Origin of the sequence: Castellaniella sp., from assembly GCF_004321985.1 — a bacterium.
Classification (GTDB): domain Bacteria; phylum Pseudomonadota; class Gammaproteobacteria; order Burkholderiales; family Burkholderiaceae_B; genus Castellaniella.
The window spans coordinates 148,005-164,179 of record NZ_SCQN01000046.1 but is presented as its reverse complement, the minus strand read 5'-3'; the positions used below and the strand labels follow the sequence as shown (position 1 = coordinate 164,179).

16 protein-coding genes, 1 pseudogene and 2 riboswitches are annotated in these 16,175 nt (G+C 63.4%); of the genes and pseudogenes, 4 read left to right on the top strand and 13 right to left on the bottom strand.

Annotated elements, in window-relative coordinates; all coding sequences use genetic code 11:
- Positions 1 to 81: 81 nt before the first annotated feature.
- Genes EPN31_RS11750 through EPN31_RS11725 form a run of 6 tightly spaced genes read right to left on the bottom strand, consistent with a single transcriptional unit; the run spans position 82 to position 6,139 of the window.
- Complete coding sequence (locus tag EPN31_RS11750; protein WP_291773347.1) at positions 82 to 981, bottom strand: helix-turn-helix transcriptional regulator; 900 nt, start codon at positions 979 to 981, stop codon at positions 82 to 84.
- A 12-nt stretch (positions 982 to 993) separates the two neighbouring features.
- Positions 994 to 1,704, bottom strand: a complete 711-nt coding sequence (locus EPN31_RS11745; protein ID WP_291773345.1) for an orotate phosphoribosyltransferase — start codon at positions 1,702 to 1,704, stop codon at positions 994 to 996.
- A 46-nt stretch (positions 1,705 to 1,750) separates the two neighbouring features.
- Positions 1,751 to 3,007: a hydantoinase/carbamoylase family amidase gene (locus EPN31_RS11740; protein ID WP_291773343.1), complete on the bottom strand. Its 1,257-nt coding sequence runs from the start codon at positions 3,005 to 3,007 to the stop codon at positions 1,751 to 1,753.
- A 51-nt stretch (positions 3,008 to 3,058) separates the two neighbouring features.
- Positions 3,059 to 4,009: a dihydroorotate dehydrogenase gene (locus tag EPN31_RS11735; protein WP_291773341.1), complete on the bottom strand. Its 951-nt coding sequence runs from the start codon at positions 4,007 to 4,009 to the stop codon at positions 3,059 to 3,061.
- The gene (locus tag EPN31_RS11730; protein WP_291773862.1) at positions 4,002 to 4,850 is read right to left on the bottom strand and encodes a dihydroorotate dehydrogenase electron transfer subunit; all 849 of its coding nucleotides are present in this window, start codon (positions 4,848 to 4,850) and stop codon (positions 4,002 to 4,004) included. The genes EPN31_RS11735 and EPN31_RS11730 overlap by 8 nt, the downstream gene beginning before the upstream one ends.
- Before the next feature lie 41 nt (positions 4,851 to 4,891).
- Complete coding sequence (locus tag EPN31_RS11725) at positions 4,892 to 6,139, bottom strand: MFS transporter (protein WP_291773339.1); 1,248 nt, start codon at positions 6,137 to 6,139, stop codon at positions 4,892 to 4,894.
- A gap of 278 nt (positions 6,140 to 6,417) precedes the next feature.
- Between EPN31_RS11725 and EPN31_RS11720 the strand changes: the two genes are divergently transcribed.
- Positions 6,418 to 7,206, top strand: coding sequence for an exodeoxyribonuclease III (locus EPN31_RS11720; RefSeq protein WP_291773337.1), 789 nt, complete (start codon positions 6,418 to 6,420; stop codon positions 7,204 to 7,206).
- 11 nt (positions 7,207 to 7,217) lie between these two features.
- On the opposite strand, the gene EPN31_RS11715 is transcribed toward EPN31_RS11720, so the two are convergent.
- From EPN31_RS11715 to EPN31_RS11700, 4 genes are all read right to left on the bottom strand, one after another.
- The gene (locus tag EPN31_RS11715) at positions 7,218 to 8,231 is read right to left on the bottom strand and encodes a bile acid:sodium symporter family protein (protein WP_291773335.1); all 1,014 of its coding nucleotides are present in this window, start codon (positions 8,229 to 8,231) and stop codon (positions 7,218 to 7,220) included.
- Positions 8,232 to 8,319: 88 nt separating this feature from the next.
- A complete protein-coding gene (locus EPN31_RS11710; RefSeq protein ID WP_291773333.1) occupies positions 8,320 to 9,561 on the bottom strand; it encodes a muropeptide transporter in 1,242 nt (413 codons plus the stop codon).
- Positions 9,558 to 10,214: a methionine biosynthesis protein MetW gene (gene metW, locus EPN31_RS11705; protein ID WP_291773331.1), complete on the bottom strand. Its 657-nt coding sequence runs from the start codon at positions 10,212 to 10,214 to the stop codon at positions 9,558 to 9,560. The genes EPN31_RS11710 and metW overlap by 4 nt, the downstream gene beginning before the upstream one ends.
- Positions 10,211 to 11,458, bottom strand: coding sequence for a homoserine O-acetyltransferase (locus EPN31_RS11700; protein ID WP_291773329.1), 1,248 nt, complete (start codon positions 11,456 to 11,458; stop codon positions 10,211 to 10,213). Before EPN31_RS11700 ends, metW begins: the two co-directional genes overlap by 4 nt.
- Positions 11,447 to 11,525: riboswitch (SAM riboswitch) on the bottom strand. Its footprint overlaps the gene before it by 12 nt.
- A gap of 181 nt (positions 11,526 to 11,706) precedes the next feature.
- On the opposite strand from EPN31_RS11700, the pseudogene EPN31_RS11695 reads away from it, so the two are divergent.
- Positions 11,707 to 11,817, top strand: a pseudogene (locus tag EPN31_RS11695) (helix-turn-helix transcriptional regulator); the annotation flags it as partial.
- Positions 11,818 to 11,869: 52 nt separating this feature from the next.
- Here the strand turns inward: EPN31_RS11695 and EPN31_RS11690 are convergent.
- Entirely contained in the window at positions 11,870 to 12,415 is a 546-nt protein-coding gene (locus EPN31_RS11690) for a hypothetical protein (protein WP_291773879.1), read from the bottom strand.
- 159 nt (positions 12,416 to 12,574) lie between these two features.
- Here EPN31_RS11690 and gshA point away from each other — a divergent pair, with 159 nt between their 5' ends.
- Positions 12,575 to 14,137: a glutamate--cysteine ligase gene (gene gshA, locus EPN31_RS11685; RefSeq protein WP_291773327.1), complete on the top strand. Its 1,563-nt coding sequence runs from the start codon at positions 12,575 to 12,577 to the stop codon at positions 14,135 to 14,137.
- A 9-nt stretch (positions 14,138 to 14,146) separates the two neighbouring features.
- On the opposite strand, the gene EPN31_RS11680 is transcribed toward gshA, so the two are convergent.
- Both EPN31_RS11680 and EPN31_RS11675 read right to left on the bottom strand, forming a co-directional pair.
- The gene (locus tag EPN31_RS11680; RefSeq protein WP_291773325.1) at positions 14,147 to 14,704 is read right to left on the bottom strand and encodes a peroxiredoxin; all 558 of its coding nucleotides are present in this window, start codon (positions 14,702 to 14,704) and stop codon (positions 14,147 to 14,149) included.
- A 180-nt stretch (positions 14,705 to 14,884) separates the two neighbouring features.
- Positions 14,885 to 15,202, bottom strand: a complete 318-nt coding sequence (locus EPN31_RS11675; protein ID WP_291773323.1) for a hypothetical protein — start codon at positions 15,200 to 15,202, stop codon at positions 14,885 to 14,887.
- A gap of 170 nt (positions 15,203 to 15,372) precedes the next feature.
- Positions 15,373 to 15,545, top strand: a riboswitch (yybP-ykoY riboswitch).
- 3 nt (positions 15,546 to 15,548) lie between these two features.
- On the opposite strand from EPN31_RS11675, the gene EPN31_RS11670 reads away from it, so the two are divergent.
- Entirely contained in the window at positions 15,549 to 16,127 is a 579-nt protein-coding gene (locus tag EPN31_RS11670; RefSeq protein WP_291773321.1) for a TMEM165/GDT1 family protein, read from the top strand.
- Positions 16,128 to 16,175 lie beyond the last annotated feature (48 nt).

Below are 16,175 nucleotides of genomic sequence, written 5' to 3'. Positions count from 1 at the left end.
CCCCACACGAGAACAGTCTAATAGCATAGCCGCAAACACACGTGGCGTCAGAAAGGCGCATCACAGCCGATCGCCCAACCATCAGAGCCGGCCCAGCAGTTTATGCAGATGGGCCGCACCGGCCGCGCCCTTGTATGCGCTCTTCCACAAACGAGCAATCAGGTGCTCGTAGCGCCGGATCGCCTCGGGCGCCGACGTCACGGTGGCGATGCCGTTGCGAACATTGGGCAGCTCTCCCAGACGGAATGGGCTGACCGCGACCGCCTTGCCGGACGGCCCTGAGAAAAACTCGAAGGTAGACGCCGGCATGGCGTCATCGATCAAGCCAATGCGGACATTCAGCAACTCGCTGGCCATCAGATCGGCCAGCCGGCCGATCTCCCGCCGCGCAGCCGCCAGGCGCTGCCGCCGGACGGCCTCCGACAGCCTGACCCGGCCCACCATGCCCATCTGCAGGAAGCGCTCCAGCCCGTGCATGCCGATCAGGCCCACGACCTGGGGACGACGCTCGCGAAAGGTCGCCCGCCGATCCGCGATCACACCGATGATGGCGTTGGCCTCATCCTCGGTCAGCGCCCCGCCCGCCCGCCGCGCGGTGACCTCCAGCAGCATGCCGCGCAGCAGCTCCGGGTAGTCGTCCGAGGCCAGCAGCAGAGAGACAGGCTCGAAATGGGCGAAGATATTGTCGGCGCTGCGTTCGAGCTGACGCATGCGCTCGAAAAACCCCAGGGCGTTGGCGTAATACTCGACCTCCACGCCCAGCAGCGATGCCAGCGACGTCCCCAGCAGTTCGGCGACCCGCTCCAGCGTATCGATCTTGACGATCTCGCCCTTTTCCATACGGTAGACGGCCGCCCTGGAGATGCCAAGCTGGGCGGCCACGTCCTCAGCCTGCAGCGCAGCGCCAATGCGATAGGCATGCAGGCGGTCACCCAGGGCAGCATAGTCGATCGCAGACTTGAACGCGGGCGCATCGGGCATGGGTGGCACCCGTCAGCGCCTGGCCGGATTCTGCCCCAGGCCGCCGTGGGCCTGCGACCAGCCAGCCGGGTCCGACAGGAAAGACTCGAAATCGCGCAGGGCCTGTGGAGCAATGCCACCATCAGCCCGCCAGACCCCCAGGACATCCTGCCAAGTCGCCAGCGCACAGACTGATACCCCCAGTGGAGCGAGAAGCTCATCGGTGGGGAATGTCCCATAGTCGAACACGACGAACAGCGTGTCGACCCGTGCACCGGCCGCCGACAACGCCTTGCAAAACCGGACCTTTGACTGGCCGCCGGCCATCATGTCATCCACCAGCAGCACCCTGCCGCCCGCTACGACGACACCCTCGACCTGATTGCGACTGGTACGCCGCTTGCGCACGTACTGCAGCGGCAGCCCGAACGCCTCGGCCATCCAGGCCGCCAGGGCAATTCCGCTGGCCTCGCCGCCGGCCACGGCGACAAGCCCATCCAGCGCGCCACGCGCTTGCAGCACCCGCAGAGCGCGCGCCAGCAGCTGACGGCGCAGAGCTGGAAACGAGATCAGCCGCCGGCAATCGATGTAGACGGGACTGGCCCACCCTGATGGAAGGTGAAACGGCTCCTCGGCGCGCAATCGGACGCAGCCGGCCTCAAGCAACGCCCGCGCCACCGCCGCGGCTGGATCAGCCTGCTGCCCGAAGACATCGGGGCCAAAAAACATCGACGAATTCACCATTGCCTCCTCTCCCGAACAGCCCGAGCGACCGCCATCCACAACGCCATCACGCGCTCAGGGGCTCCAGCGCATCGCTGAGCACCTGCACACCCAGCATGAAATCGTCCAGATCCATCGCCTCGCGCGGATTATGCGATCCGTTCTGGTTACGCACGAACACCATGCCGCTGGGGATGCCGGCATTGGCCATCAGGGCCGCATCATGCCCGGCGCCGCTGGGGATTACGTCGTGAGCCAGCTCGCGCGCCGCGCAGGCGGCAGAAAGCGTATCACACACACGCGTATTCATCGTGGCAGGGGCCGACAGCACCCGCCGGTCAAAATCGAACGCCACACCGCGTTCGTGCGCGATCGCCGAGCACTCTGCTCGCACTAGCTGATAGAAGGCCTCCAGCGTATCCGTGCTGCGGCTACGCGCCTCCAGGCTGAACGCGACGCGGCCCGGAATGCGCGAGACCGCGTGTTCCGCAGGATCGGTCCCGACGATGCCCGCCGTGAGCACAAGATCCGTGCCACGTTCCTGCAGCATCCGCCAATGCTCGTCCAGCCGCATCAGCAGGTCGGCCACCGCAAACATGGCATCGTGCCGCAACCACCGGGGCACCACACCGGAATGCCCCGACTCGCCCTCGCACACAATATGATTGTGACGAAAGTTCCCCCGGATGCTGGACACCACCGCAACCGGCAGATCGCGCGCCACCATGACCGGTCCCTGCTCGATGTGGAGCTCCAGATACGTTCTCACGCGAGCGGGATCAAACAGCCTTTCACCAGCCCGAATGGCCGTCATGTCGGCACCCAGCGCCTGCATGCAGTCGCCCAGGGACTCATCCGCGCCCCGGCGCCTGAGCGCCAGATCGGCCTCGGACAGTTTTCCCAGCAGCGCGCTGGAACCCATGTAGGCCTTGCCAAACCAGGCGCTTTCCTCGCCCCGGAAGCCGATGACCTCAAGCGGGCCGCCCACGCCTTCGCGGCGGCGCGCCACCAGACACAGCAAACCGGCCACGACACCCGCCAGACCATCGTAATTGCCCCCCTGGGGCACCGAGTCCATGTGCGATCCCATCCAGATGACCGAGTTACTAGCCGGCGTCTCCGGAAACCGGAAAACCAGGTTGGCGGCCCGATCGGCCTGCACGGCCAGCCCCTCCGACTCGGCAAGACCCCGCAGATAATCGGCGGCTGCGGACTCACCGCGCCCGTAGCTTTCGCGGGTGATGCCCACGCCATCAAAGGAGAACTCGCGGATGTCAGCGAAAATCTTTTCCGCCAGCGCCCGATATTGGATAAGATCGATCATGATTGTGCTGCACCTTCAAGTTGCGCCCGCTGCGGCGGCTGCCGGCCTCGGCTAGCCCGATTGCTGCGCCATGCGCAGCCAGCTGTCGGTCAGATCCGCGTCCAGAGCGATGGCGCCGGTCAGTCCGCCAACGGCCGGAACCCCCGTCTCATCGCAGAACCGGACCAGGTCATCGGTAATCTTCTGCATGATTGCCGGATCCTGGAACGACGCGGCCCCCACCTGTATGGCACTGGCGCCCGCCAGCATGAACTCCACGACATCCTCGGCGCAGGCGATTCCGCCACAGCCGATGATGGGAATGCTGACGCTGCGGTGGCACTGGTACACCATGCGCACCGCGATGGGCTTGATCGCAGGCCCGGACAAACCCCCCATGACATTCCCGAGCCGGGGCTTGCGCGTATGGACGTCGATGGCCATGCCCAGCACGGTATTGCCCATGACCAGCGCACTGGCGCCGCCCGCCTCGGCAGCACAGGCGATCTCCGCCACATGCGACACATTGGGGGTGAGTTTGGCCCACACAGGAAGCGCGGTCTGCGCCTTCACGGCCCGCATGGCCGCACGGGTCGCTTCCGGATCCATCGCGAACGCCAGGCCGTCGGCCTCCAGGTTGGGGCAGGAAATATTGGCCTCGATCACCGCCACACCAGGCACTGACAGCCGGGCGGCCGCCTGCGCGAATTCATCCACAGTGTCGGCCGAGATGGATACGACCACGGGTGTGCGGAACTGCAGATAGGGCGGCAACACATGATCCAGGAAGTAATCCAGGCCCTTGCTGGGAATCCCGATGGAATTCAGCATGCCGCTGGCTGTCTCGGCCACCCTCGGCGTCGGATTGCCGAGCCGGCTCCTGGGCGAGACGCTCTTGATGACCAGCGCGCCCAATCGATTGAAATCCAGCGCCTCGGCATATTCGATGGCGAAGCAGCCCGACGCGGGCATGATGGGGCTGCGCAACGGCAGACCGTCGAGATCCACGCTCAGATCAACCATATTGCACCTCGCCCACCACATCGCGGATGGGAAACACCGGCCCATCACGGCAGACGCGAAGGAACTGCTTGCTCCCGTCCCGATCGAACAACCGCACACAGGACAGGCACACCCCCATGCCGCAGGCCATGTGCTGCTCCATGGCCACCTCGCCCAGCACGTCCGGGAAATCGCCCAACACCCGTTGTAGCAGCATCAGCAACCGCTGCGAGCCGCAGGTATAAACCGCATCGGCAGGCTGCTCGGTCAACAGGCGGCGAACCAGGATCTCCACCCGATCCACCGCCGATGAACCATTGCTGTCATACACACAGTGAACGTCGGCCGGCGCGTCCCCGAGGAACTCATCGCGCATCAGATCGGCCGGCATGCGGGCCGACATGACGGCCACGATGTTTGTCCCTGCCGATGCTGCCGCCCGAACCACTGGCGCAAGCGTCGCCAGGCCCACTCCCCGGGCTACCAAGAGAATGCGCCGGAAGGCTGGCTGTATGGTGAAGGTATTGCCCAGCGGCCCCACGATCTGCATCGTGTCGCCAACCCGCAATTCTGCCAGCGCCCGCGTACCGGTACCCGTGACGTTGTACAGGAACTGGATCCCGCCGGCTCCTGGCCCCGTCCCGTAGACGCTCATGGGACGCAGCAGGAACGGCTGCGACGCCTCCGTGACGGGGCATTTCAACTGATAGAACTGACCCGGAAACGTCACACTGGCCAGACCCGTATCGGACTCCAGGCGCAGGTACTTGTAGCGGGCATTCACCCAGCGGTGTTCCTGCACGCGGCACACATGCGATGCCACTGCCTGCGCATTGCGCCGGAAACCCTGCACATCCCGCATATCCGTGCACTGCCGCAGATCCTCACGCGTCCCAACCGTCATTACTTCAGCTCCGCCCCCTTCAGCTCGGGGATCAGAAACACCGTTGCCAGCATGTCCAGCACGTAGATGGAAGCCAGCAATGCGATGGCCACATGAAAGGAATAGGCAGCGGCAATCGCGCCGACCACCAGCGGACCGAAACCGCCCACGGCCCGACCCAGATTGAACAGCACGTTCTGCGCCGTGGCGCGGGCTTCCGTCGGGTAGGCCTCGGACATCACCGCGCCATTGCCGCCCAGCATGCCGTTGACGAACAGCCCCATCACCGCACCCGCCCAGAGCATGGTGTCGGGATTGGTCAACTGAGAGTAATACAGCACCATGACGATGGCCCCCAGCTGATAGATCAGGAAACTGGGCTTGCGGCCAATGCGGTCGGCCAGATGACCAAAGAGCCAGATCCCGAAAGCCATCCCGATGATCGTGGCTCCGGTCCAGACGGCGGATTTGGTCAATCCAAAGCCCTGGGACTTCGCCAGGTAGGTCGGCATCCAGATCATGATCCCGTAGTAGCCGAAGTTCTGGACCGAGCACAGGATGAACATGCCCACACTGGTACGTGTAGTGCGCGGATCACTCACCAGCATGCGATACGAATCCAACAGGCTGTGGCGCTGCTTCTCGACTTTCTCGACGAACAGATCCGGCTCATGCAGATGGCGGCGGATCACCCAGGCGACAACAGCCGGGAAGATGCCGACCAGGAACATGCCGCGCCAACCGATGCGCGGCAACAGGAACGGAATCACGATGGCAGCCACCAGCACTCCGGCCTGCCAGCCCAATGCCACATAGGACGAGACTCGCGCCCGGTGCCGGGCTGGCCAGGCCTCGGCGGCCAATGCCATACCGATGCCGAACTCGCCGCCCAGGCCCACCCCGGCGATGGTCCGGTAGACGAGAAGATCCCAATAACCTTGTGCAACGGCACAGAGCCCCGTGAACACGGCAAACAGCAAGATGGACCAGGTCAGCACCCGCACCCGACCGTAATGATCGCTCAGTGAGCCAAACACAATGCCACCACAGACGGCCCCCACTAGCGTCCACGTCACCAGTGCCCCCGCCTGACTCGGGGCCAGATGCAGATCGGCCGAAATCGCTGTCAGCATGAACCCAAGAATCAGCAAGTCGAAGCCGTCCATGGCATAACCGATCGCCGAGCCCCATAGGGCCTTCCAGGCGTAGGGCGATACCGTATCGGGTGAGCTGCCACCCCGTTGGTCAATGTTGAGTTGAGCGTCCACTGTGGTTGGCTCCTGTATCCGGATGAGAAGGGGGGGCGTCGCCGAATGGCGCCCGCCAATGATTAATTATCTACTTTTTTATACTAAACTAAATTTTTAGACAATTCATAGCAAAACCTGCTGTCACGTCTAGGTGATTTCACCAATATCGTCTCCGGCCCGTGGATCCCGGACGCGCTGCCAGGACACCCCCGGTCCCAAGGTTCCACTGCGGCCGGCGCGGCGACGCCGACGACGGGTGCGCTACAGTTAAGCGTCATCGACCGCAGGAGGATCCCGTGCCGCGCATCACCACTCTGAACCTGAACGGCATCCGTTCGGCCTTTCGCAAGGGCTTCGCCGACTGGCTCACGGCGACTCGCCCCGACGTCGTCTGCCTGCAGGAAATCAAGATCCAGGACGCCGATCTGAGCGACGAAATGCGCCACCCGGACGGCTATACCAGCTACTTCCATCACGCCGAAAAAAAAGGCTATAGCGGTGTGGGGCTTTACGCCCGCCAACCGGCAGCCACCGTCACCATCGGCATGGGCAATCCGGAATTCGATTCAGAAGGCCGTGTGCTGCGGGCCGACTGGCCGGAGCTGACGGTGGTGAGCGCCTATTTGCCGTCCGGCACCAGCGGCGATGAGCGCCAGACCGCGAAATACCGATTTCTGGACCTGTTCGAGGCCTGGATGCAGGGTCTGATGCAGGAACACCGGGACACCGGCCGCGAGTTCATCGTCTGTGGCGACTGGAACATCGCCCACCACGAAATCGATCTGAAGAACTGGCGCGGCAACCGCAAGAACAGCGGTTTTCTGCCCGAAGAACGCGCGTGGCTGACCAAGCTGTTCGACACCCAGGGCTGGGTGGACGTCTACCGCAAGCTCTACCCGGATACCACCGGGGATGCCTACACCTGGTGGAGCAACCGCGGCCAGGCCTGGGCCAAGAACGTGGGGTGGCGCATCGACTACCAGGTGGCGACGCCGGGCGTTGCCACGCGAGCGAAGCAGGCATCGATCTACAAGGACGAACGCTTCAGCGACCACGCACCGTTGACGGTGGACTACGGCGACTGACCGTGCGGCGACTACGCCGGCGTGTGCCCTGGCTGCGCCAGGGTCTCCCACTGGCGCCGATAGTTCTGGGCAAGCGCGGCGCACACCATGAGCTGAATCTGGTGAAAGAGCATCAGCGGCAGCAGTACCGGACCGATGACCGCCGAGCTGAACAACACACTGGCCATGGGAACGCCGCTAGCCAGGCTCTTCTTGGAACCGCAGAATACGATGGTGATTTCGTCGGCGCGGCCGAACCCCAGCCGGCGAGTGGACCAGGTATTCAGCACCAGCACCAAGGCCAGCAGCGCACAGCAGACCACTCCCAGCCAGACCAGCGAGACGGGATCCACTTTCTGCCACAGTCCGGCGACCACCGATTCGCTGAACGCCGTGTAGACGACCAGCAAGATCGAACTCTGATCCACATTGGTGACCAGCTTGCGGTGCCGATCCATCCACCGTCCGACCAGCGGCCGTGACAGATGGCCAGCGATGAATGGCAGCAGAATCTCGACACTGATGTGACCGATGGACTGCAGCAACGACCCCGCCCCTAGCGCCGAGGTGTCAGTCCCCAGCAATATCCGCAGCAGCAGCGGCGTGATCACGATTCCCACGATGCTGGAAGCCGAAGCCGCGCAGACTGCAGCCGGGACGTTGCCGCGCGCAATCGCAGTAAAGGCAATGGCCGACTGCACCGTCCCGGGCAAAGTGCATAGATACAGCACCCCGATGTAGAGCGGCTCACCCAGCAACGGCAGCAGAACTGGGCGCAGCGACCAGCCCAGCAGCGGGAAAATCACGAATGTCCAGACGAACACGGTGATGTGCAGACGCCAGTGGGTGGCCCCCGCGATGATGGCGTCCCGGGACAGTTTTGCGCCATGCATGAAAAACAGCAGCGCAATGGCTGCAGTCGTGAGCCACTTGAAGAACACCGCCCCCGCACCGTGGGCTGGCAAAAGCGAGGCGGCCACCACGACCGCCACCAGGGTCAGGGTGAAGCGGTCGAGCAGCAGGCGGAGCTTCAAGACAACGGACATAGGCCGGAAAAACACGAGGATTCGAGCGGCAAAAGGCAAAGCTTAGTGGGACCGCGCACGCTCTGCAACCAGCAGCCCCCGACACCCCTCAGCCGTTCACGTCCAACTGGTCGACCAGGTCGCGCATCAACCAAAGCAACACCAGACCCGGAACTGCAATCGCAATGGTCATGACGAAGAACGCCGGCCAGCCCGCCCAGCCTACCAGCACCGGCGTGAGCGGCCCGGCCAGATAGATGCGCCCCACCGCGGACAAGGCCGACAGCAGCGCAAATTGGGTCGCCGAAAACCGCGCCTGACACAGCGCCATCAGCAACGCAACGAAAGCGGCCGTACCCAGGCCGCCGCAGAGGTTTTCGACAGCCACCACTACCGCCATGGAATACAGGTGCGGAGGTGTGACCGCCAGTACCCAATAGCCAAAATTGGACACCCCCTGGAGGACACCGAACAACATCAGCGCCCGATACAGCCCCAGGCGCGTCATGAGCGTACCGCCCGCCAATGCGCCAACGATGGTCGCCACCAGCCCGAAGACCTTGTTGACCATGCCCACATCCGTCACATCGAAGCCTGCCCCACGAATCAGGAAGGTCGTGGATAGCGCGCCCGCAAAGGCATCACCGAGCTTGTAGAGCACGATGAGCAGCAGCACCATCCAGACACCAGGCCGGCCAAAGAATTCGCGCAGGGGCTCCACGACCGCCTGCTGCAACGAACGCGGCGGCTGGGGCGCCGCTTCCGGTTCAGGCGCCCACAGAGTGGTCAACGAAGCAAGCGCCATCAGTCCGCCCATCAACCAGTAGGTGGCCCGCCAGCCCAGCCACTGATCAGCGATGATCAGCGCGAGCCCTCCCGACACCACCATGGCCAGGCGATACCCCATGACCTTCAGCGCAGCCCCGGCAGCACGTTCCTCGTGATGCAGCACATCGGTGCTGTACGCGTCGAAAGCGATGTCCTGCGTCGCCGAGAGGAAGGCCACCCAGACGGCCAGCAGCGCAATCGTCCGCAGCTCGTCACCCGGCGAGAACAGACCCATGGCTGCGATGGAGGCCGCGAGCAACCATTGGGTCAGGAATACCCAACCACGCCGCCGCCCCAGCCAAGGCGGCACGAATCGATCGACCAGCGGCGCCCAAAGAAATTTCAGGGTATAGGCCGTACCGGCCAATGTCAGGAAGCCGATGTCCTGCAACGAGACCTTCTCGACCGTCGCCCAGGCTTGCAGCGTGCCGGAGGTCAGCGCCAGGGGCAACCCGCTGGAAAAACCCAGCGCCAGAAGCGGTGCGACGCGGCGGCTGCTGTAGACGCGCCAACCCTCGGTCATGAGCGGGCGCCCGCCGCCGGCGATTCAAAGCGATAGACCGCCAGCATGCTGCGCCAGCCGCGCAGATAGCGGATCTCGTGCTCTCCCCTGAATGCCGCCAGATCCGTGATCTTCAGCCCCAGGCGAGCCGCCAGGCTCTGAAAGTCACGCAACGTGCACAGATGAATATTCGGCGTGTCATACCACTGGTAAGGCATTTGATCATTCACCGGCATGTGGCCCGCCAGGATGGACCAGCCATGCGGCCAATAGCCGAAATTCGGAAACGACACAATGCCGTAGCGCGCCACCCGCGCCATCTCGCGCAGGATGTGTTCGGTGTGACGCATGGACTGCAGCGTCTGCGACAGAACCACCGTGTCGAACTGAGCATCGTCGAACAACGCCAGACCATCCTCCAGATTCTGCTGGATGACACGGACCCCGCGTCGCACGGCGGCGATCACCTGGTTGTCGTCGATCTCCACTCCCGCCCCGCGAACCTGGCGGGTCTGCTGCAAATAGGCCAACAGGCGGCCATCGGCGCATCCTAGATCCAGCACGCGGCTGCCGGGCGAAATCCACTGAGCGATGCGCAGCAGGTCGATGCGTGGTGGCGCCTCACCGGTCACCAAGGTCCCGCCCGACACCGAAACCGACGATTCCACACTCATTGCGCCAACACCCCCGTGGTGCGCTTGCGTTCCCCAAGCCCCAGACGCCGCGCCATGTCATCGTAATATCCTTGAACGATGGCATGGTAACGCGCATCACCCAGCAGGAACGCATCGTGCCCATGGGGCGCATCGATCTCGGCATAGGTGACTTCGCGGTGATTCTTCAACAGCGCCCGCACGATTTCACGAGAATGCTCGGGAGCAAAGCGCCAGTCGGTCGTGAAGGACACCAGCAGGAACCGCGCCTGGGCGGGTGCGAGCGCACGCGCGAGATCCCCGTCGCAAGCGCGCGCCGGATCGAAATAATCGAGTGCCCGCGTCAGCAGCAGATAGGTGTTGGCATCGAAATAACGCGAGAATTTCTCCCCCTGGTGCCGCAGATAGGACTCGACCTCGAACTCGACGTCGTAGCTGTAGTGATACTGGCCGTTGGGGCCGGGCTTGCGCTGCGTGCGACCGAATTTCGAGTCCATGACCTCATCGGACTGATACGTGATGTGCCCCACCATTCGGGCCACCGACAGACCATTGACGGGCACCACTCCATGTGCGTAGTAATTACCGTTGCAGAAATCCGGATCCGTCAGGATCGCGCGGCGCGCGACCTCGTTGAACGCGATGTTCTGCGCCGACAGCCGTGCGGTACTGGCGACCACCACACAGTCCCCGACACGCTCCGGGCAGGTGATGGCCCAACTGAGCGCCTGCATCCCGCCGAGTGACCCACCCATCACGGCCGCAAAACGAGCAACCCCGAAATGGTCGGCCACGCGCTCCTGGGCATGCACCCAGTCTTCGACCGTCAGTAGGGGAAAGGACGCGCCCCAGGGCTCCCCGGTCGCCGGGTTGGTGGTGGTCGGCCCCGTGGACCCGAAACACGATCCCAGGTTGTTCACGCCGATGACGAAGAACCGATCCGTATCCAGCGCCTTGCCTGGCCCCACCATGTTGTCCCACCATCCTGGCGAGTGCGGGGAATCAGCCTCCAGCCCCGCCACATGATGTGACGCATTGAGGGCGTGGCAGACCAGCACCGCGTTGCTGCGGGCGGCGTTCAGCTCACCATAGGTCTCGACCGCCAGGGTGTAGGACGGAAGGATCTGGCCGCTGGACAGGGCCAGTGGTTCGTCGAACGACAGGAACCGGGGCGAAACGTAGCCTACGCTACCCGCAGGTACGGGTGGCAGATCGATGTCTGGTGGAAGTGCCGGATGGTCGGCCGAAATGGCAGGTGTGGTCATGAGACCTCTTTAGCTGGATTTATGGGGCGCCCGCAAGCGGATCAGGCAAATCGGCGCCAATTCAAGCCTGCATTTTAGCACTCGGCCTTGCGAGAGGCCCATCGCACCAACGTCCAAGGCAAGCCCGGCGGCCGCCGTCTTCGCCCACCCACGTCGGGTCAAAACAGTCCGTGGCGGCGGGAACACTTTTACAACTTGTGATACATTTGCCAACTATATTTGGCCACCTGAGCCACCCGGAGCAAAGGATGACATCACTGACCAAACGGGAGCACGACTGCCTGCATTGGGCCGCCCATGGCAAAACGAGCTGGGAAATCGGCCAGATACTGGGTATCAGCGAGCGCACCGTCAACTTTCACATCACAAACACCTGCGACAAGCTTGCCGTGCGAACGCGCCAGGCGGCCATCACGGCGGCGATACGGGGTGACCTGTTGTTTGCGGAGTCGTCGACCAACGCAGCGACAACCAGAAGTCGTCCACCGGCGCCCGAGCAAAGTTCGCCGGATCGCCAATTACGATCGCCTCCAACCATTCGCTGGCCGTCACCCTGACCTGGGCCTGGAAACGCAGCTTGCCCTTCGGGCCGTGCCCATCCACCATGAACCGGGTACCCGGAGGCGGCAATGTCGGCGGCGGCTCGACACCCGCATTATGGTAGATGGCCGTCGTAGCCCATTGCGCCAGCCGCTCCTGCGCCGCAGGGTCGCTGGCCAAACCCGCCGGCAGCGGAGCCTCGCCAAGCGCAAACAGGACAGAGCCGGCACGCGCTGAATGCATGGTAAGCGGCAGGTCGAGAGAGCCGAACCGGACCGTCCGGGTCTGGGCCTGCGGCTTGTCCGGCAATACCCCCACCGCTCCCTGCCGGCCAAACGGGACTGGCCGCCAGTCGAACTTCGGCGAGCATGCCGCCAGCAACAGCGCACACATCAGCACGGCCAAAATCCGAGTCATGGACAACACCCTCGTCAAGACACCCAACCGGCGGCCCCGTCCTGCGGCCCCTCGGATCATTCATCATCCTCCGCACCTGCGGGCGCGCCGCCACACCGAGCGTGGACCGGCAACGCTCTAGTCTAAAATGCGTTATTCAGACCAACTTGGTACCCATTCATGAAGAGCCTGGCCTCCGACCGGCGCGCCGAACTGGCTGCGCGTCCCGACCTGTTGCGCACGATCCGGCGTGGTATCGAAAAGGAAGGCCTGCGCGTCGATTCGGCCGGCAACCTGGCTGGCACCCCGCACCCGGCAGCACTGGGTGCAGCGCTCACGAACCCCCACATCACCACGGACTATTCCGAGTCGCTGCTGGAGCTTATCACCAGCCCCATCCCCAGCGCCAACGCGCTCATCGACGACTTGACCGACATCCACACCTATGTGGCGCACCGGAACCCCGATGAGGCGATCTGGAACCAGTCCATGCCGGCGCACCTGCCACCTGAGGCCGACATCCCGGTGGCATGGTACGGCACCTCCAACACGGGCATGCTCAAGCACGTCTACCGGTTGGGCCTGGCCTGGCGCTACGGCAAAATCATGCAATGCATCGCCGGCGTGCATTACAACTACTCCTTGCCCGAGGTCGCCTGGGACCTGCTGGCCGCAGGCGATACTGCGCAGGTGCGCCGCAACAACGGGTACATGGGGCTGATCCGAAACTTCATGCGGCATTCGTGGCTGCTGATGTATCTGTTCGGGGCATCGCCCGCAGTGTCGCGCAGCTTCCTGCAACGGGCCGGCTTCGAAACGCAACTCACGCGGCTGAGTCCTGACACCTATTGCCTGCCCTGGGCCACCAGCCTGCGCATGAGCGATCTGGGCTACAAGAGCCCCACTCAGTCTGACCTTCAGCTCTGCTACAACGACCTGGACACGTTTACAGCTCGCATCTACACCGCCTGCACCACCCCCTGGCCAGCCTACGAAGCGATCGGCACGCACCGCGACGGCCAGCGCATTCAGCTGAACACCAACATCCTGCAGATCGAAAACGAGTATTACTCCAGCATCCGCCCCAAGCAGACGGCCGGCCGATGCGAGCGTCCCAACACCATCCTGCGCGAACGCGGCATCCAGTACATCGAAGTGCGGTGCATGGACATCGACCCCTGGGCGCCAGCCGGCATCCGCGTGGAAACCGCGCGCTTTCTGGACGCGTTCCTGCTGTGCTGCGCCGTGGAAGACAGCCCGCTGTTCCCGCCCCCGGGCAACTGTGGCGAAAGCCAGGAGAACTTTGCCCGCGTAGCCCGCGAGGGGCGCCGTCCCGGGCTCACGCTGACCCGGGATGGCCAGACACTGGCCATGAAAGACTGGGCCGAGCAGGCGCTTTCAGCTATCGAACCTTATGCCAGGCTGCTGGATGAGGGTAGCGGGGACACACAGCACCGGGCCGCGCTTGAAGCCCAGAAGGCCAAGATCGCGGATCCAGACACGACACCGTCGGCCAGGCTGCTGGCTGCGCTGCACACGGAAAAGCGGGAATTCCACGACTGGACACTGACGCAAAGCCAGGCCCACTGGGCAAATCTCAAGGCCCGTCAATTGTCGGCCGCCGCGCTGGCAGCCTTCGATCGGGCCGCCCGCGATTCCATTGCCGAACAGGCTCGCCTGGAGGCTTCCGATACCGAGAGCTTCGAACAGTACGTCGCCCGTTTTCACGCCGCCCTGCAATAAGATAGGCGGTCAGGCGTTCGCACCGATCCAGAACAGGACTTCGTCAGCGTTCTGGTCCGGCGGGAACACCGGATAGAAGACCTTGCTGATGCAGCCGCCGATGACGATCAGTGTCAGCCGCTTGAACAGTTCCATCCCGGCGACCCGGAACGTCGGCAGGTTCAGCGCATGCTTCAACGCCAGGCTGGAGTCACTGAGCAACTGAAACGGCAGATGCAGCCGGTCCCGGGCTTCTCGCTGATAGTCGGAACTCTGCGTGCTCAACCCAAACACGCCGTAGCCGAGCACCTGCAACTGCTCATAATGATCACGAAAGCCACAGGATTGCGGCGTGCAGCCCCGCGCGCCCGGAATCGAATCCCAGCCGTCCGGCAAGGCCACCCCTGGCTGCCCCGTCATGGGGTAAGCATAAAGAACACAGGTGCCGATGTGCGACAGATCCACGTCGCGGCCGGCCGTGCTCGGCAACACGAGGGGCGGCAGCGCCTGGCCCTGCAGATGGTCGGCAGCCCCATCGTCTTCGGGGATTGGCAGCCCACTGGGCAACGGAAATTCCTTGGCTGACATGATGGCCTCCTTCGAGCTCGCCCGAGAGATCTGGCACTTGGCCATCATAGCGCGCCAGACGCGGCCAAAGAAGAAGGCCATCCGCCTGACTCGTCCCCTGATTTGTCAGACAGATAGCCCCCATTGACCGGGAAGCACCACCGGACGGCTTGACGGCCCGGCGGTCAACCGCTTCTGCGATCAATCCTCGTCGTCGTCGCCGTAGTTGGCGTGACGGTATGCCTTCCACGCACGTTCCTGCTGCTTCCTCCAGCGCTTTGTCGCATGCTCGTATGCGTCATCGCCGTAGTAGTACGGCACACCCGGTACATAAACCGGACCGGGAACCACGACCACACGAGGCGGCGGCGGAGGCGGCGCGTAGTACACGGGCGGCCCACCGAACACGACACCGGGAACCCCGATACCAATGCTCAGGTCCACGCCTCCCGCACGTGCCATCGGTCCAGCCAGCAGCACACCAGACATCAGGGCAACGATAGGTATGATCTTTTTCAAGGATCGGTCCTCTGGAAACCTAGTCGGCCTATTGTGGCCCAGATGAGCCGCAAAAGCCTTGCCGGCACCACCCCAAGATTTCAAGGTATTACTCCAACATCCGTCGCACCCGTTTGTGGAACAAACAATAACGATTTCGTCAGGCGAATCCGAAACCTGTACAATCCCGCCTTACCGTCATGGGGGAGTAGCCGCACTTCTTTCTGAAGTGGCTTGCATCAACACACTTGGCTCGCGCCATGGTGCAAGCGGTTCTCAGACTTGGCAAGACCTTTGACTACTGTGCATCCTTCCTGGCCGGAGATGCACCGTGGTCATTTGTCTGTCATCCGGCCCGGGAACTCTAATGGAAGCCCTCCTCGTTTCGACCGGTGTCGTCGCCCTCGCCGAAATCGGCGACAAGACCCAGCTCCTTGCCTTCATCCTGGCGGCACGCTTCAAAAAGCCGTTGCCCATCATCCTGGGCATCCTTGCCGCAACCCTCGTCAACCACGGCCTCGCGGGCGCATTGGGGGCATGGATCACCACCCTTGTGAATCCAGTGGTCCTCAGCTGGGTCCTGGGATTCTCATTCATCGGGATGGCTATCTGGACCCTGATCCCCGATAAAATAGAAGACAGCGAAGCGGCAGCCACCAAACATTTGGGTGTCTTCGGCGCAACCCTGACGACCTTCTTTCTGGCCGAAATGGGCGATAAAACACAGATCGCCACCGTCGCCCTGGCCGCACATTACGGAACACCCCTGCTGGTCGTGATCGGTACGACCGTCGGCATGCTGCTGGCGGATGTTCCGGCCGTATTCATAGGTGATCGACTGGGTTCCAGAATCCCGATGAAACTGGTACATACGATCGCTGCCATCGTCTTTGCAGTCCTGGGCCTGGCAACGTTGGGCGGGGCGGCGGCGGGCCTGAAATGGTAATGCCGAGAACGCGTAGCCCCGGCCCGTTCACCCGTCCGGGAAAATGCG

What these genes read in the sequence shown, in the direction of transcription:
- EPN31_RS11750 (WP_291773347.1), bottom strand. Translation starts at nt 981, where the DNA reads ATGCCCGATGCGCCCGCGTTCAAGTCTGCGATCGACTATGCTGCCCTG.
- EPN31_RS11745 (WP_291773345.1), bottom strand. Translation starts at nt 1,704, where the DNA reads ATGGTGAATTCGTCGATGTTTTTTGGCCCCGATGTCTTCGGGCAGCAG.
- EPN31_RS11740 (WP_291773343.1), bottom strand. Translation starts at nt 3,007, where the DNA reads ATGATCGATCTTATCCAATATCGGGCGCTGGCGGAAAAGATTTTCGCT.
- EPN31_RS11735 (WP_291773341.1), bottom strand. Translation starts at nt 4,009, where the DNA reads ATGGTTGATCTGAGCGTGGATCTCGACGGTCTGCCGTTGCGCAGCCCC.
- EPN31_RS11730 (WP_291773862.1), bottom strand. Translation starts at nt 4,850, where the DNA reads ATGCGGGATGTGCAGGGTTTCCGGCGCAATGCGCAGGCAGTGGCATCG.
- EPN31_RS11715 (WP_291773335.1), bottom strand. Translation starts at nt 8,231, where the DNA reads ATGTCCGTTGTCTTGAAGCTCCGCCTGCTGCTCGACCGCTTCACCCTG.
- EPN31_RS11710 (WP_291773333.1), bottom strand. Translation starts at nt 9,561, where the DNA reads ATGACCGAGGGTTGGCGCGTCTACAGCAGCCGCCGCGTCGCACCGCTT.
- metW (WP_291773331.1), bottom strand. Translation starts at nt 10,214, where the DNA reads ATGAGTGTGGAATCGTCGGTTTCGGTGTCGGGCGGGACCTTGGTGACC.
- EPN31_RS11700 (WP_291773329.1), bottom strand. Translation starts at nt 11,458, where the DNA reads ATGACCACACCTGCCATTTCGGCCGACCATCCGGCACTTCCACCAGAC.
- EPN31_RS11690 (WP_291773879.1), bottom strand. Translation starts at nt 12,415, where the DNA reads ATGACTCGGATTTTGGCCGTGCTGATGTGTGCGCTGTTGCTGGCGGCA.
- gshA (WP_291773327.1), top strand. Translation starts at nt 12,575, where the DNA reads ATGAAGAGCCTGGCCTCCGACCGGCGCGCCGAACTGGCTGCGCGTCCC.
- EPN31_RS11680 (WP_291773325.1), bottom strand. Translation starts at nt 14,704, where the DNA reads ATGTCAGCCAAGGAATTTCCGTTGCCCAGTGGGCTGCCAATCCCCGAA.
- EPN31_RS11670 (WP_291773321.1), top strand. Translation starts at nt 15,549, where the DNA reads ATGGAAGCCCTCCTCGTTTCGACCGGTGTCGTCGCCCTCGCCGAAATC.